This window comes from Bacteroides faecichinchillae JCM 17102 (genome assembly GCF_000614145.1).
Classification (GTDB): Bacteria; Bacteroidota; Bacteroidia; order Bacteroidales; family Bacteroidaceae; genus Bacteroides; species Bacteroides faecichinchillae.
Genome location: NZ_BAKK01000005.1, coordinates 81,662 through 98,218, shown reverse-complemented (window position 1 = coordinate 98,218; position 16,557 = coordinate 81,662). Strand labels below are relative to the sequence as shown.

11 protein-coding genes and 1 pseudogene are annotated in these 16,557 nt (G+C 39.7%); all 12 read left to right on the top strand.

What is annotated here, in order from left to right:
- Nucleotides 1–36 precede the first annotated feature (36 nt).
- The 12 genes and pseudogenes from JCM17102_RS31270 (at nt 37) to JCM17102_RS04025 (ending at nt 16,401) form a co-directional block, all read left to right on the top strand.
- A complete protein-coding gene (locus JCM17102_RS31270; protein ID WP_275564323.1) occupies nt 37–282 on the top strand; it encodes a hypothetical protein in 246 nt (81 codons plus the stop codon).
- Complete coding sequence (locus JCM17102_RS26130; protein WP_275564322.1) at nt 258–1,526, top strand: family 43 glycosylhydrolase; 1,269 nt, start codon at nt 258–260, stop codon at nt 1,524–1,526. The genes JCM17102_RS31270 and JCM17102_RS26130 overlap by 25 nt, the downstream gene beginning before the upstream one ends.
- A gap of 359 nt (nt 1,527–1,885) precedes the next feature.
- Nucleotides 1,886–5,019: pseudogene (locus JCM17102_RS31265) on the top strand (SusC/RagA family TonB-linked outer membrane protein).
- Nucleotides 5,020–5,031: 12 nt separating this feature from the next.
- Nucleotides 5,032–7,014 (top strand): RagB/SusD family nutrient uptake outer membrane protein, encoded by a 1,983-nt coding sequence (locus JCM17102_RS04055; protein ID WP_033886527.1) that lies wholly within the window; start codon nt 5,032–5,034, stop codon nt 7,012–7,014.
- A gap of 25 nt (nt 7,015–7,039) precedes the next feature.
- Entirely contained in the window at nt 7,040–8,317 is a 1,278-nt protein-coding gene (locus JCM17102_RS26120; protein ID WP_025074093.1) for a DUF4959 domain-containing protein, read from the top strand.
- A 25-nt stretch (nt 8,318–8,342) separates the two neighbouring features.
- Complete coding sequence (locus tag JCM17102_RS04045; protein ID WP_025074092.1) at nt 8,343–9,071, top strand: DUF4998 domain-containing protein; 729 nt, start codon at nt 8,343–8,345, stop codon at nt 9,069–9,071.
- Nucleotides 9,072–9,607: 536 nt separating this feature from the next.
- Complete coding sequence (locus JCM17102_RS04040) at nt 9,608–11,227, top strand: glycoside hydrolase family 172 protein (RefSeq protein ID WP_025074091.1); 1,620 nt, start codon at nt 9,608–9,610, stop codon at nt 11,225–11,227.
- A gap of 20 nt (nt 11,228–11,247) precedes the next feature.
- Nucleotides 11,248–11,940: an FGGY family carbohydrate kinase gene (locus tag JCM17102_RS31260; RefSeq protein WP_051572759.1), complete on the top strand. Its 693-nt coding sequence runs from the start codon at nt 11,248–11,250 to the stop codon at nt 11,938–11,940.
- Complete coding sequence (locus tag JCM17102_RS31255; protein ID WP_308417288.1) at nt 11,874–12,563, top strand: hypothetical protein; 690 nt, start codon at nt 11,874–11,876, stop codon at nt 12,561–12,563. Before JCM17102_RS31260 ends, JCM17102_RS31255 begins: the two co-directional genes overlap by 67 nt.
- A gap of 41 nt (nt 12,564–12,604) precedes the next feature.
- Nucleotides 12,605–14,047, top strand: coding sequence for a DUF2961 domain-containing protein (locus tag JCM17102_RS26110; RefSeq protein WP_275564321.1), 1,443 nt, complete (start codon nt 12,605–12,607; stop codon nt 14,045–14,047).
- The gene (locus tag JCM17102_RS31250) at nt 14,044–14,211 is read left to right on the top strand and encodes a hypothetical protein (protein WP_275564320.1); all 168 of its coding nucleotides are present in this window, start codon (nt 14,044–14,046) and stop codon (nt 14,209–14,211) included. Before JCM17102_RS26110 ends, JCM17102_RS31250 begins: the two co-directional genes overlap by 4 nt.
- Before the next feature lie 150 nt (nt 14,212–14,361).
- Nucleotides 14,362–16,401, top strand: a complete 2,040-nt coding sequence (locus JCM17102_RS04025; RefSeq protein ID WP_025074090.1) for a glycoside hydrolase family protein — start codon at nt 14,362–14,364, stop codon at nt 16,399–16,401.
- Nucleotides 16,402–16,557 lie beyond the last annotated feature (156 nt).

The following is a 16,557-nucleotide window of genomic DNA, read 5'->3' as shown; positions in this document are numbered from 1 at the left end:
GCTGTAAAACTTACAAACGCTTAAAATAATAATATTATGAGAGTCAAACTGCTGTTGTCACTGACCTTATTTGCAATGAGTATATCTGCGCAAGTGGTGAAAGATTATAATCCTGCTATTCAACGAACTACCAATCTTCAGTATTTCAAGCCTGTGGAAAATCGTTTATTCACAGGTGATTGTATGCCCTATTATCATGAAGGTACATTTTATATTTATTGGCTACTGGATGAGGACATCATGCCGGTCTCGGTGGTTTGGGCGGACATCAATGGGCGTTGAGTACTTCCAAGGATCTTGTGGAGTGGAAGCATTATCCGGTAGCTGTTGGTATCGATGAAGATTGGGAGAAATCAATTTGTACAGGTTCTGTAATTGCTGACAAAGGTAAATTCTATGCTTTTTATTCAACCCGGGTACAAGATAATGACGGAAAAGTACATGAACAATTGAGCTATGCGATGAGTGAAGACGGAGGAGTTTCCTTTGCAAAGCAAGCACCCAATCCTTTTTATTATGCTCCTGAAGAATGCGTAAGCCGGGATTTTCGTGATCCCAAAGTTTTCAAGGATGATAAAGGTGCATACCATCTTTTTATTTCGGGATATAAGAAAGAGCCTGAATTAGAAGGATTCGGAGGATATCTGGTTCATCTTATATCGACCAATCTGAAAGATTGGAAAGAAGTAACTTCGCCTTTGACGGGACAAGTGGCTACTCCTGAATGTTCTGACTATTTTCATTGGAATGGCTGGTATTATTTATTATATAGTATAGGTGGAGACACTTATTACGTAAAATCAAGAAAACCCTATGGACCGTGGGAATATCCTACGACACAAGCTTTCGTGGAATCGTGGGCAAGTGTGTATAAGACAGCGGAATATAAAGATAATCGAAGGATAGCAGTGGCGTACATGCCTTGTAGGAGTAATAATAAGGACTTTGATGGACCTATCTGGGGTGGAAATATGCTTCTGAGAGAAGTAGTGCAAGAGCCGGATGGTACATTGAATACAAAGTTCTTATCAGAGTCTCTTCCTGCCATGACTCTTATCCAGATGCCGGAAGTTGAAATTCCTGCTGACAGCAAAACGGTTTCATATTCGAATGGTAAACTGACTTTAAATTCTCCCAATGGAACCAGTGTCGCTTCTCTTTCCGAACTACCGGTGAACTACCGGATCACAATGAAAATAAAGCCACTAACTAATTATGATGAGATCGGCTTGTTTGTCAGAGCTACTGACTCAAGAGACAGAGGATATAAGGTTGAACTGAACGCTAATAAAGAGAGTGCTTTCATTTATAACACCGGAATAAATACGGTAAAAAATTTAAGGGGGGAAATTACCTTGGATCTAATACTGAAAGATGAATTTATTGATATGAATATTAATGGTAAAAGGTCAATAATCAATCGTCTGCCGGAGAAAAAGGGGCATAAACTTTTCTTTTTCCTTAAAAATGGAAGTGCAGAAATTAAAGACATAAAGATTAGTCAATGGAGTAACGATATTTGGTGAGATTGAGGTAAGGATTGTTTGGGAATAATTTGATTTGTAAATGTGTTTTGCTTGTGATATTTACATATATGCAATAAATAATGGGCAAATGTTAGTGTAAAGTATCAAATTTGATAGCATTTGAAATAAATTTTATATTTCTCAGCTAGTCAAATTCATAGATTTGTGCCGAAATGATGCTTAATATGTAAACTACAAAAACACTATTATCATGAATACTACTTAATTTTTATTTCTGTTTTAATCTGTAAAATCAGGTATTAATAGATTTTACAGCGAGGTACAATAGTCTTTTTATTGAGGAATAGATTGCAAAATTTGAATTTATAAACCTATCGTTAATCATTAAATGTAGAATTATGGAACATTCTAAAAACACGAAAAAAGAATCGGTCGGTATTCTTAAACTGTTTTTACTGTTACTATGTATGGCGGGGACTTCCGTTTTTAATCAGGTGTTGGCGGCAGCTGATCAAGAACCGTTGAAAGTAACAGGAGTTGTGTTTGATGAATTGGATACTCCTCTTCCGGGAGCTACAGTTCAGGTAGACAAATCCACTAAAGGTGTTATTACTGATTTGGATGGAAAATTTGAAATTGAAGTATTGCCGACAGACAAATTACTTATTTCTTATGTGGGATATGAGACAAAGTTAGTAACTATCGGTGATAAGAAATCTTTAGTTGTAAAACTTGAAACGAAAGCCAATGAATTGCAGGATGTAACAGTTGTTGCCTTTGGTAAACAAAAAAAGGAGAGTATGACTTCGGCTATCGAAACCATTAATCCTAAAGAACTTAAGTTGCCAACTGGAAACTTAACAGCTGCTTTGGCTGGGCGATTGGCAGGAGTGATCTCTTATCAAAAAAGTGGAGAACCGGGTAAAGATAATGCAGAGTTTTTTGTACGTGGTGTGACTACGTTCGGGTATTCATCTTCTCCTTTGATTTTATTGGACGGTTTTGAAATCTCAGCGAATGATTTGGCTCGCATACAACCAGATAATATTGAACAGTTTTCAATATTGAAAGATGCGACTGCTGCCGCACTATATGGATCGAAAGGTGCAAATGGTGTTATTATGGTAACAACCAAGAAAGGAAAGGAAGGAAAGCCGCGGGTGACTTTCCGTCATGAATCACGTTTTTCTACACCTACTAAGATTCCTGAAACGGTAGATGGGGTGACTTATATGAAATTGTATAATGAGGCACAGTTCAATGATAATCCATTGTTGCCTCCTTACTATGAAGCGCAAAAGATTCAAAATACGATTAACGGAGTCAATCCATATGCTTATCCTAATGTAGATTGGTATGATGAGTTGTTTAAGAACTTTACATACAATCAATATTATTATTTGAATGTAAGTGGGGGTAGCAAAGATATTCAATACTATTTGGCGGCTGCTTATACCAATGAAACCGGTATCTTGAAGAATGAAAAAAAGAATAATTTTCAGAATAATATTAATATCGGTACTTATGATGTAACGGCAAAAGTCAATCTACAATTGACAAAAACGACTTCTTTTGAGGTTAATATGAATTCTCGTTTTCAGAATTATACAGGTCCCTCGGTTGAGGCAAACGATATCTTTAACAGAGTGATGGACGCTAATCCGGTCGAATTTCCTAAATATTATTTGACGGATGAGGAGCACCGTTATGATGAGCATGTACTTTTCGGGATGAATCCCCGTAACAGCATGGCCAATCCGTATGCGGATATGGTGAAGGGTATAAGGATGGATTCTCAAGTAACATCTTGTCGCAGTTTTCCCTTAACCAGAAGTTGGACTTTTTAACTAATGGACTTGCTTTTCATGCCAAAGTCTCTATCAAGACGGATAGTTCACACGACAGCAATCGTTCATATAATCCGTATTTCTATAATATCAAAGATTACGATGAACTGTCTAATATCTATTCTTTGTCTCAAATAGCAGAAGGTACTAAGGTACTGGGCGATCCTGCTAATACTCGTACGGCTAACAGTCATTTTTATTTTGAAACAGGCTTGAGTTATGCCAATGTATTGAATGAAGATCATGAATTGGGAGCAGTTTTGGTGTATACACAGGAAGAAAATAAAAATACGGCAGCAGAAGGAAGCATTCAGGTTACATTGCCACAACGTAATCAAGCTATTCGTGCTCGTGCGAATTATGCTTATAAGTCTAAATATATGGCAGAGGCCAGTGTGACTTATAATGGTTCTGAAAAGTTTGATGCAGATCATCGTTGGGGTGTTTTTCCTGCCATGGGTGTAGGTTATATGATTTCGAATGAGGATTTCTGGCAACCTTTGTCAGAGGTTATGGAAAAATTCAAGTTACGTTACTCGTACGGATTGGTAGGAAATGATAATATTTCAGATCCGAGGGATCGTTTCTATTTCTTATCGGATATAAAAAGAGAAGGCGGATATACATGGGGAAAAGATTTTCTGACATCTTATAGTGGATTGAAAGTAAATCGTTATGCTAATCCGGAAATCACATGGGAAATCGCTCGTAAACAGAATCTGGGCATGGAAGTTAATCTATGGAGAGTATTGGATATTCAACTGGATTATTTCATGGAAAAACGTGAGAAGGTGTACGAGAAACGAGCACATATCCCGGCAACGATGGGAATTATAAATGATATTTGGGGAAATGTCGGAGAAGTAAAATCATGGGGATGGGACGGATCAGCCGACCTGAATTATGTGATCAATAAGGATGCTTGGGTTACAGGTCGTTTCAATTTTACTTATGCAAAGAATAAGGTTACGGAAAGAGAAGAACCCGCTTATCGTGATGAATATCTGAGAACTATAGGATGGCCGGTAAGACAGCAATGGGGATTAATAGCCGAACGTTTGTTTATTGATGAATATGACGTAGCTAATTCTCCGGTCCAGAATTTAGGAACAAAAGCTCAGGCGGGAGATATTAAGTACAAGGATATTAATAATGATGGAATAATCAATGATAATGATAAAGTTCCTATCGGTTATCCGTCAGTACCTGAGTTGAGTTATGGTTTCGGTTTATCGGCAGGATATAAAAACTGGGATATTTCTTTCTTCTTTCAGGGACAAGGACGTTCTTCTTTCTTTATAGATCCTTATAAAATATCTCCGTTCAGGAATTACCGGAATGTGGTATCTTATATTGCCGACGATCATTGGAGCCAGAATAATCCGGTCAGTCACGCATTCTGGCCTCGTTTGAGTACCCAGGATAATTCGAATAACTATAAAAAAGAATCAACCTGGTGGTTGCGTGACGGGCGTTATCTCCGTCTGAAAAACGTAGAACTTGGCTATTCTTTACCTAAACATACTTTGCGTAAGGTGGGATTGGGTAATGTACGCTTTTATTTCACAGGCTTGAATTTACTTTGTTTCAGTTCGTTTGATTTATGGGATCCGGAAATGGGAGACAACGGGCTGGGATATCCTTTGCAGCGAGTGTATAATGTAGGTGTTCAATTTGATTTTTAAAAAGTAGTAGCAATGAGATTTTCATTAAAACATATTATGGGAGCGATGGCTATCGTCCTAGGGATGGGCAGTTGCGATTATCTGAATATTGTTCCGGATAATACCATTGAGTTGGAAAGTATGTTCGAGACGCAGAAACAAGCTTATGGAGCATTGGCGGCTTGCTATGAGTATATGCCTAATTACGGTTGGTTAAACAATTCTATGAACCTTGCGGGGGATGAATTTATTGTTCGTCTGGACGGAGGTGAATCAGGGAATCGTGACCGGATGCCCGGTGAAAAATTAATGAAGGGATGGAACAGTGCTCAAGATCCTTTCTTGAGTTATTGGAACGGAAATAAAAATGCGGCATCTTTGTATGTGGGTATCCGTTATTGTAATCTTTTCCTGGAAAATATTCATCTGGTAAAAGATATTAAAGAGGAAGATAGAAAAGATTGGATTGCGCAGGTAAAGGTACTGAAAGCTTTTTACCATTTCTATCTGACTCGCCTGTATGGTCCTATTTGTATTGTAGACAAGAACCTGACGCCTTCCGCTTCACCGAGTGAGGTGCGTTTGAAACGTCAGCCTGTGGATGTTTGTTTCAAATATGCGGCCGATTTGATTGATGAGGTATTATATGATGAGAACGGGAATGAGAAAACAGACCTGAAAGACGATCGCCCCAATGAATTTTTGGGAATGGTAGACCGTACGATCGCTAAGGCGATTAAGGCTGTTATATTAGTGACTCAAGCCAGTCCGTTGTTCAATGGGAATGCTGAGTATTATAGTAATTTTAGAAATGTGGATGGTGAGTTGTTTTTCCCGATGGAAAAAGATAACGAGAAATGGAAGAGGGCGTTGGATGCCATTAAGATTGCTATCGATGCGGCTCATGCAAGAAACAAAAAACTGTATAGATATAATGCTGAAGGTGGAGCGAATATAGAGTTTTTTGATAAAGACATCTGGGGAAAATCGGAGATGATAGAATATTGTTATAATAATCGTTATTCCATTGTCGATCCTTGGAATGATGAATTAATATGGGGGTATTCAAATGTTGGTGGCTTCGACCAAGGAACTTTCCAACATGCTTCTCAATGCCGTCGAATGGATAATCAAGGAATGTCGGAATATAGTTGGCAATGGCTGTGTGCCACTTATCGGATGGGTGAGCTGTATTATACAAAAAATGGAGTACCCATCAATGAAGATCAGACCTTTGATTATGACAACCGTTTGGATATAGTCACTATTCCGGATGATACTTATCATTTGGGTTATATGCAGGCTAATGAGAAAACTGTTAAGTTATACTTGAACCGCGAACCACGTTTCTACAGTTGGATTGCCGTTGATAATTGCTATTGGCGTAATCATCAAAACAAATTGGAAATGCATATGAAGTACGATGAATACCCCGGTGGACGTTACGGTACGAAACAGGATGACTTTTATTGGTCGGGTATTGCTATCAAGAAACTAGTGCATCCGGAATCATTGAATGAGTATGCTGTTCGTATGGTTCGTTATCCGAATCCGATTATCCGTCTGGCGGATCTTTACTTGCTGTATGCAGAAGCTTCTAACGAGTATTACGGACCGGGTGAAGACGCTTATTATTATTTGAACGAAGTGCGGAAAAGAGCCGGACTACCCAAAGTAGAAACTGTTTGGAGCGATGCGTCTATTGTGAAGAATGTAAACAAACACCAGACACAAGAAGGATTGCGAGAAATCATACAGACAGAAAGGTTGATTGAACTTTCGTTTGAAGGACACCGTTATTTTGACCTTTGCCGTTGGAAACGTGCTAATGAGTTCTTTGTATCGTCGGTGAAAGGATGGAACGCACGTACCGGTCGTACCTATGAAGACTTTTATCAGGTGACTGAATTGCAAGCGCGTGTATGGGAGACTCCTAAGAATTATTTGTTCCCGATTCCGCTGGATGATATTAATAAAAATCCTAATCTGGTGCAGAATCCGGGATGGGGAAAGTAAGTATTCACAAAATATAAATAGGAACATGAAAAAGATATATTATGGCTTAATGTTGCTTTTAAGCGGAATGTTTATGATCACTGCAAGTTGTTCAGACGATGACGAAGATAGTGGTGACAAGGCAGCACCGGGACAAATCTCTAATGTACGTTTTGTTCCCAATTACGGTGGAGGATATTTCTTGTATGATATCCCGGATGATCCGGACTTCTTATATGTGCGTGCCGATTATACGGTAGATTCCGGTGAGAAAATATCGAAGACGAGCAGTACATACACTGATACTTTGTTTATTGAAGGATTCGGGCAGGTGAAAGAATATGAAGTCAAACTTTATTCCGTAGACCGTAACGGTAACGTATCTGTACCGGTAGTTGAAACGATCACTCCGATGGAGGCCAATACGAATATGGTAGCTTCCACATTGAAGATACGTCCGGGTTTCTCTGCATTGATTGCCGAATGGACCAATGAATTAAAGCAAACGGTAGACGTATATGTACGTCTCAGTGATGGGGAAGCTGTTGCTGAGAAAGTGCTCTCATCCAATTCAAAAGACGGCTTCTTCTTGGTAGAAAACTTGCAGAATAAGGATTATACGGTTTCTACCTATGTGAAAGATCAGTACGGAAATGTTTCCGGGGTACAGGATTGTGGAACCCTGAAACCGTTGGCTGATGCTCCTTTGAGTAAATCAAGTTGGACTTTTCTTGCTAACCAAAAGTTGTATGGAAATCGCTGGAATTATGATATTGATCCGAACCCGGATAACCAGCAACCTTATGATGAGTATTTAGAGGCCTTTACAAAAGACAGTTTGCGAAATGCGCCACCGGCTGCTTATGAAGGACGTATCGAGAAGTTCTGGGATGATGTAACTTATAAGATGAGTCCGGAAAATTATAACATCTTTAATACTGGGGAATGGGGATATCCATATTCTTATTTCATTGATTTGGGACGAACAGTCAGAGGAAGTCGTGTGCGTTACTGGCAACGCTTATCCGATAAATATGGTAATGAGAATGTACAAACTTTCCAATTATATATCAGTGATGACAAAGATCCGACGGACGGAATAACAGACTGGGAGTTTGTAGGAACATATAAAATCATTAAACCGGCGGATTCTTATGAAGCAGATCAGGAGGCAATAGCCGGACATGAGTTTATCTTATACCCGAAAGAAACCAAATACACTAAACCATTCCGTTATTTGAGATTTAAAGCTATCAAAGGATTTTCGGAAAGAATGGTGTCTGTAGGTTCTGAAATCACGTTATATGGGTTGGAAGGTGAATGATTAATCTAAATAAAAACGGATAATTATGAAACGTAAATATATTTATATAGTAGGAAGTTTGTTGTTATTTGCTGGTCTGATCGGTTGTGAGGATATGGATAATAACTATAAACAGTATTTGCAGGAATACAGCTATTCCGGTAAGGTTGAGGCTTTGCGGAGTTACATCGGATTTGAACGTATAGCGTTAGCTTGGGATGTCCCAAAAGATCAAAAGTCAAAACAAATTCTGGTTGAGTACGGAGCAGATAAACAGCAAAAATTATTTGACCACATGGTGGATTCCGTTGTGATTGACGGGTTGGATGCTGCTACGGGATATGATTTTGCCGTATATACTTTGGATAATGCCGGTAATCGTTCTGTACCTGCTACTATTACAGCTTTACCTATTTCTCGGACGATGGTGGATAATTTGGTTCCACCTACTTGTTCTTATGTCGAAGTAGATGGGGTACCAAACGTATATTGGGCCGGACTTTCAGCTGTCAGTATGGCATTCTGTAAGTATAGTTATATTGATTATAAAATAATATTGGAAGATGAAAGTGAAGTTGTTACAAAGGGATGTCTGAAAAATGCAGATATAACGAGTTTGAATCGTGTGAGTGAATTGAAACTGCCTGCTCCGCAGTTGAGCAAAGGATCGACTTATTATGTTGATTTTACAGCCTATGTATATCCTATTTCAAGCGATATTGTTACCATGGATTCGGTTCCTGTCAATAAAAGGACCAGAATTATAGTAGAATAGTACTGTTTTCAAGGCGGAGCTGACTAAAGAGTCGGATAGGTTATCTCAATCCATTCAGATATATCATAAGGACTTTGGGTCAGCCCGTAGTGTGAAGCACTTTGTTTTATATAGGGAAAGTTCTTGTTCTAAGGCGTAAAACACTTTGTTCTAAAGCATGAAACACTTTGTTTCAAGGTATGAAACACATTGTTTCCCTATATGAAACACTTCGTTCTAGCGGTTGAAACTATTTAATTATACGGTTGAAATTAGTTTCTTTACTGTGTAGACGCTTCCGGGAAGCATAAGTAAACTGGTGATAGGTGATAGATAGGGTGATAGGTGATAAGAACAACCTATCACCTCTGAAAGTCCGATGAATAAAGGCATACAGCATTTTGGTGATAGGTTGATAGAGGAAATGATGTTTTTATCTAGGTAGAAGTATGAAATCTACAATAAGTACCGATTATAAATTAATTGTAATGATGTACTTGTGGAAAAATAATGTACTTTTGTGATACTCATCTCCGTATATTTAATAAACTAAAATTATGAATAGAATTAAAGGAATATGTTTAGCAGCTTTTCTGATTATAGGGGAGCGTTCTATAGCGTCCGATAAAGTGACAATAAGCACTTTGTTGGATGAAATGATTTCATTCGAAAAGGCAGCGGAGTTTCCGGATCCTTATTATACGTGTAAAATGATTAGCAGTTATGATCGCCGGACGGTATCTCCTGATAAAGACTGGTGGTATGCCAATGACGATGGTTTCGGTTGCATGAGATTGGATACGATTCAAGGTCGCGTAGAAAAAGTCATGTTCGATTATGAAGGGCCGGGAGTAGTTACACGTATCTGGCTGACTACAAATGTAAAGAATGGTACCCTTCGTTTTTATTTTGATGGCGAAGAAAATCCACGACTGGTAATTCCCGCTTACGATATGACACGTGCTCCTTTCAGGGTAGGTGATGCACTTTCTTTAATTCATACCAATTACACCCCCGAAGGTGCAGGAGGAAATACATTTATGTTTCCACTTCCTTATCAGAAAAGCTGTCGGATTACTTTCGAAGAGCCCAATAAAGATAGGAACACTTGGTCACCGCGATATCATGAAATTGAATACCGCACTTATGCCCCAGGAACAGAAGTCGAAACTTTTCATCCGGGACAGGTACATTCTCATATCATGCAAGAGAAGATACAGGATGTAAATAAGGCACTTTGGAATCCTCAGACTTTTAAAGGTGGCGAACGTCGTGAGTTTGCTATGGACATTGCTCCTAATCAAAAAAGCTCATTGGAACTTCCTGCCGGAAGTCATGCGGTCCGTTCATTGATTATTGATGTACATTGCCGGAAAGGAGACTATGCAAAGATGATGCGGCAGTTGATACTCAAAATTTCTTTTGATGGAAAAGAAACGGTTTGGGCGCCGTTAGGGGATTTTTCAGGAGCAGGATTGGGAGCTCCGAAGGTAGATAGCTGGTATATGGATGCAGACGGTCGTGGACATATCACATCACGCTGGGTAATGCCTTATAAAGAAAATGCTAAGATAGAAGTGGAGAACTTATTTGAATTCCCTGTCTGGATGAATGTCAGAGCACATGTGTCAGACTGGAAGTGGAACAAGAATACGCTTTATTTTCATACGACTTGGAAGCAGGAGAGAGGGATTGAATTATCAAACCGATATGATGACCATAAGGGGGATCATATGTGGAACTATATCACAATCAATGGTAGAGGAGTCTTTAAAGGCGATTTGCTTTCATTGTTTAACTATGCTCCCGATTGGTACGGTGAAGGAGATGAGAAAATATGGGTGGATAATGATGTCTTCCCTTCCCATCATGGGACGGGTACGGAAGATCATTACAACTGTTCTTGGGCACCGGTGGTTCCTTTCCATACTCCATATGGAGGTGCACCGCGAGCAGACAATCCTTCTTCACATGGTTTTAATGCTTTTGTACGTACCCGAAATCTGGATGGCATTCCATTTCAGAAATTATACCGGTTTGATATTGAAATGTTGAGCTGGAATCCGGGTAAGGTGGATTATGCAGTGACAAACTATTGGTATGGAGATTTGGATGCCAAGATAAATGAAAGTTCTGGTAAAGAAGAAGTAGTGAGTCCTTTACCTTATCTCATGTAGTTGAAACAAAACTGATAAATATGTATTGCGTAGGAATTGATATAGGTACGAGTTCTGTTTGTGGTGTCGCTTATAATCTATCAACAGAAGACTACATCACGATTGTAAAGGATAATAATACAAGTATTATCTCTGGCAATCAATGGGAGAAAACACAGGATGCGGATGCTATCTTTCATATTGTAGAGGAAATCCTTTTGGAGTTCAGACAGCAATGTACTGATATAAAAGGAATCGGATTCTCCGGACAGATGCATGGCGTGTTGTATGTGGATACATGCGGTGAAGCTGTCAGTCCGTTATATACGTGGCAGGATGGCAGGGGAAATCTGATTTATAAAGAAGGGCGAAGCTATGCAAGTTTTCTGAATCAGAAAACAGGATATCCGATGGCTACAGGCTATGGATTGGTAACTCACTTTTATAATGAACAAAACAATCTGGTTCCTTCGTCTGCCAATAAGCTGTGTACCATTATGGATTATGTGGCCATGAAGCTATGCCGTCGAAATGAACCGCTTATCGATTATTCCAATGCTGCCGGATTAGGGCTTTTCGATAAAAGACGTTTGTTGTTCGATGTATCGGCTTGTGACGCAATACATTTAGACAGAACCTTATTGCCGGAAGTTATACCTCCGGCTCATTGGTGGGGTATTGTGAAAATATTCCTGTATACGTTGCGATTGGTGATAATCAGGCAGCATTTTTAGGATCAGTGAAAGACATTGAGCATTCCATACATATAACGATAGGTACTAGCAGTCAAATATCTGTTTGCACAGACCGTTATGTGGAAATTGAAGGGTTGGATATCCGTCCATTGCCCGGAGGTGGATATATTCTGGTTGGTGCTCCTTTATGTGGTGGTGCCTCATTTGCTATGCTAAAGGATTTCTTCGCTGATACGGTGAAGCTTTTTACAGGAATAGAGAAAAGCAGTCATGAACTGTATGAACGTATGATTTCTATTCCCTATCAAACGAATACCAATGACGGTATCGAAGTGGAAACTTTATTTAGCGGAACACGAGTGGAACCGGACAAAAGAGGGAAAATAGACCATATATCACTTTCTAATTTTACTCCTGAGAATTTGATACGGGGATTTGTCAAAGGAATCAGTCAGAGCTTATATGATTACTTCCGGCTAATTCCTGATTCAGTCAGACAGAATAAAACAATATTAGTTGGATCGGGGAATGGCATAAAAAAGAATCCGTTAATACGTCAAGCACTTGAAGAACGCTTTGGTTATTCCTTGTATTTATCCAATGTACAGGAAGAAGCCGCTTTGGGAGCATGTGTTTGCAATATGGTATCAGATAAGAAATAATCAGTCAGAGTATGAGTATAGTGGTAATAAGAAATTTGTATGTGAAAGTATTATGCTTCTTATGGATAACATTATGCTCTTGCTTAATGGCATTAAGTTCATGCAGTTCGGGAAATGATAAGACTAATTGTATAGCTTTAGAGAATTTGCTGGATGAAATGGTATCTGTAGAGGCGGACGTTGCTTTTCCGGAACCGGCTTTTACTACCAAGCATGTCTCTAGCTATGATAGGCGATCTGTACTTCCGGGCACTTCTTCGTGGCATGCAAATCGGGATAACACAGGTTTTGTTCGTTATGAGTCCAATAACGGTAGGGTAGAAAAAGTATTGTTTGACGAAGAAGGTCCGGGAGTCATTACCCGTATGATAACAACGGGTGGTGCTAACGGAGCGAATTTGCGTATCTACTTGGATGGAGCGGAAGAAGCTGCTATTTTAATTCCCGCTTATGACATTGCTAAATTCCCGCTGGCAATTCCTGAAGGATTACTCTATCGTCACGAGCATTATGATACGACACAAGGCAGCAGTTTTTATTATCCGCTTCCTTATGCGAAAAGCTGCAAGATTACGGTAGACAATGTAGATCGTGATTATTTCTTCCATGCTTCGTGCCGTACCTATCCAAAGAATACGGAAGTCAGGACTTTTACTTTGGAAGAAGCGAATGAGTTGCAGGCGAGAGCACAACAAGTGAGCAATCAGTTGATGCACCCTCGTACTTATGGAGATAATCCGGTCAGCCGGAAGGAGTCTATGGCTGCCGGAGCATCCATCTTTATGGAATTACCTAAAGGAGGAAAAGCTATTCGTAGTCTACTATTCCAAATTTCAGAATTTGATTCCATTCATTATGCTTCATTGATGAGGGGACTGATCGTGAATATCTCTTTTGATGGCAAAAGAACGGTTCGTGTACCATTAAGTGATCTTATTGGTGCCGGTATGGGTGCTCCTGCTGTGGATAGTTATTATTTGGAAGCGGATGGCAAAGGTAAAGCGTTTTTACGATTTGCGATGCCTTATCAGGAACAAGCGGAAATTGAAATCAATAATATTTCCGGCTATCCGGTTACTTTGGAAGTAAAAGCTTGTCTTTCCGATTGGAAATGGGAAAATAATACACTCTATTTCCATGCTGACTGGCGACAGGAAAATGGCTTGCCTACGAATTGCGGAATAGACTATAATATGGGAACGTTGAAAGGAAAAGGTGTTTTTAAAGGCGATATGTTGTCTCTTTATAATCATTCTCCACGCTGGTATGGCGAAGGTGACGAGCATATTTGGATAGATAACGACACTTTCCCTTCTCATTTCGGATGTGGTACAGAAGATTATTATAACACGACCTTCGCACCTATTCACGTCTATTTTAATCCGTTTGGAGGAGCTCCGAGAGAAGATGATGAGGCATCCCGGGATATAATACTTTTGTCCGTACCCGTAATTTGGATAATGTACCGTTTAATGAACATTTGAAGTTTGAATTTGAACTGATCAGTTGGGATGGGGGGAAGGTAGATTATGCTTCAACTCTGTTTTGGTATGGTGATTTGGACACGCACATGACAAATCCATCGGATGATCAGGCTGCATTATATGATTTTCCGCCTGCTATTTTTACGGATACAGAACACAAATGATACTATTAGAATAATAGGAAATATGAAAGCTACTCTTAAAGCTATGTAAACTGTATCAATTGGCTGATAAGCGTATGGAACTAACATTTGGATAATTGATTTATTTATATAGAAACACAATTGAAAGTATGAAGAAATATGTATGGATAATTGGTCTTTGTACCTAATGACGGAGGAATGATCTCTTGCGAACAAACCGGTAGTGAACAGGAAGGAGCACGAATACATTTACTGAATAATAATTGGAATTTAAATGTGCCTGCCGTAGCGCAAGCGGAATTGAACGGAGATTCGGTTGAAGGCACGCTACCTGTTCTTTCAGATATAGAGAAAGGTTTTACGATTAAATGTAAGGTAAACTTGTGCACACCGACTTTTGACCGTCATCTCATAGAAATACCTGGAGTACTGGATGTTTGCCTTAAACAATATAATCCTTTCGACCGTAATAAGCAGAATTATCCGGCATATAAAATGCAGGATGGTACTGTTCCGGTTTTGGAAGCCGGACTGGAATTAAAGTCTCCGGTAGATGGACATATGGAACGAATGACAGTAGGTATTCCGTTGGCTATGTTGGAACAACCGTGGGGAGAACATGAAGTTGTTTTAAACTTTTCCGGTGTTCGTTGGACTATGTATGTAGATGGGCAATTGTTGGATAATGATTTCCCTTTAGGGTATCCTCTGGTGGAGAAAATGGAACGTTGGAAGATAGACACAACATTTGTTTCACAAGCTGAGTTGTTTTATCCGGCTATACAACCCGAACGCATGGGCGGAGCAGAAGCGGGATTACAGCCCCAAGTACAATTCTGGACACCTACCGGACATAATGCGTGGGTAGGGGATGTTGTCAGTCTGTATCATGACGGAACTTATCATCTTTTCTATTTATATGATCGTCGCGGACATCAAAGTAAGTTCGGACGGGGCGGACATTATTTCGAACATCTTTCAACGAAGGATTTCCGGCATTGGACAGAGCATGAGGCAGCTGTGCCTATTGAAGAACAATGGGAAACATTTGGCACAGGTACTCCTTTTGTTTTCAATAACCAGCTTTGTATTAGCTATGGCTATCATACCACTCGTATCTATCCTCGTGAAGAAACTACACTCCCCGAACTGTATAAGTACTTGGAGGATAATGGACATACAGGTAACTTTGACCGCCATCAGATGTCGGGTGTTGCAGCGGGATCCTCTTATTCGGTAAGTGATGATGGCATTCATTTCCGTAAGACAGGTGTTTTGTTTCACCCTTGTGAAAATCCAAGTATCTATGTCGATCCGAAAGGGAATTTGAAGATGTTGGCCAATTATGGTGCTCGTGGTACGTGGGCTTCTGATTCTGTGAGTGGTGGCTGGCGTTGTTTGGACGAGAACTTCCCTTTAGGAGGTGACTGTACTTTCTTCTTCCATTGGGGAGATTATGATTACATCATCGGAGGTTTTACCCGTTTATGGATTAAGCCAACTGCGCAACCGGATTCTGCTTATCAGGATATGGTAGCAACAGGTACGGATTTTTATAACGGTTCGTGTGTACCGACTATTACGGAAATATTCGACAACCGTTTTGTGATGGCAGGATGGATGTGGATGAAAGCTTGGGGCGGACCATTAGTAATTCATGAACTTGTACAATTGCCTGAAGGACGTATCGGTACGAAATGGATGGATGAATTGCTACCTGCAACCTCAACGGAAGTTACAACGATTCCGGAGAATTCGACGAAGATAGAGACTTTACCTTCTAATTCTTTCTTATTAACTTTTGATGTCACTCCGATTACTTCTGGCGGAAAGTTGTCAGTCTGTTTGTTGCCCTCTATTGATAAAGGTATGCAGGATGCCTGTGAATGGAAACTGGATGGTGCTGAAAAGCGAGCACAATACTCTTTTGCCGGTGATTGGACTACTCGTGAACGTTCTTTACGTGAAGGTGGTGCTCCACAGCAAGGACGTAATTATGCCATTGAGAATTTGATTGATACGGACCAACCTTTTAGGGTACGTATGGTTGTCAAAGCCTCTGATAAATTTGACGGTTCTCTTGTGGATACGGAGATTGCCGGAGAGCGTACAATGGTATCTTATCGTGAAAAATTGACTCCGGAACGTATGCAATTCCGTACAGAAAATATGAATATCACGAATATACGTATTACTCCTTTGGCGGATTAAGAAGTTCTACTGAAAATACGAATCGGATAAGATCAGGGCGGGAAACCTGAACTTATCCGATTATTTATCTGTTTAGGTTGAATTAAATCTGATAAGTAATGCTATCTTTGTGAGTTGGCATTACGTATATGACAAAAGAATCTATAAATAACAGTA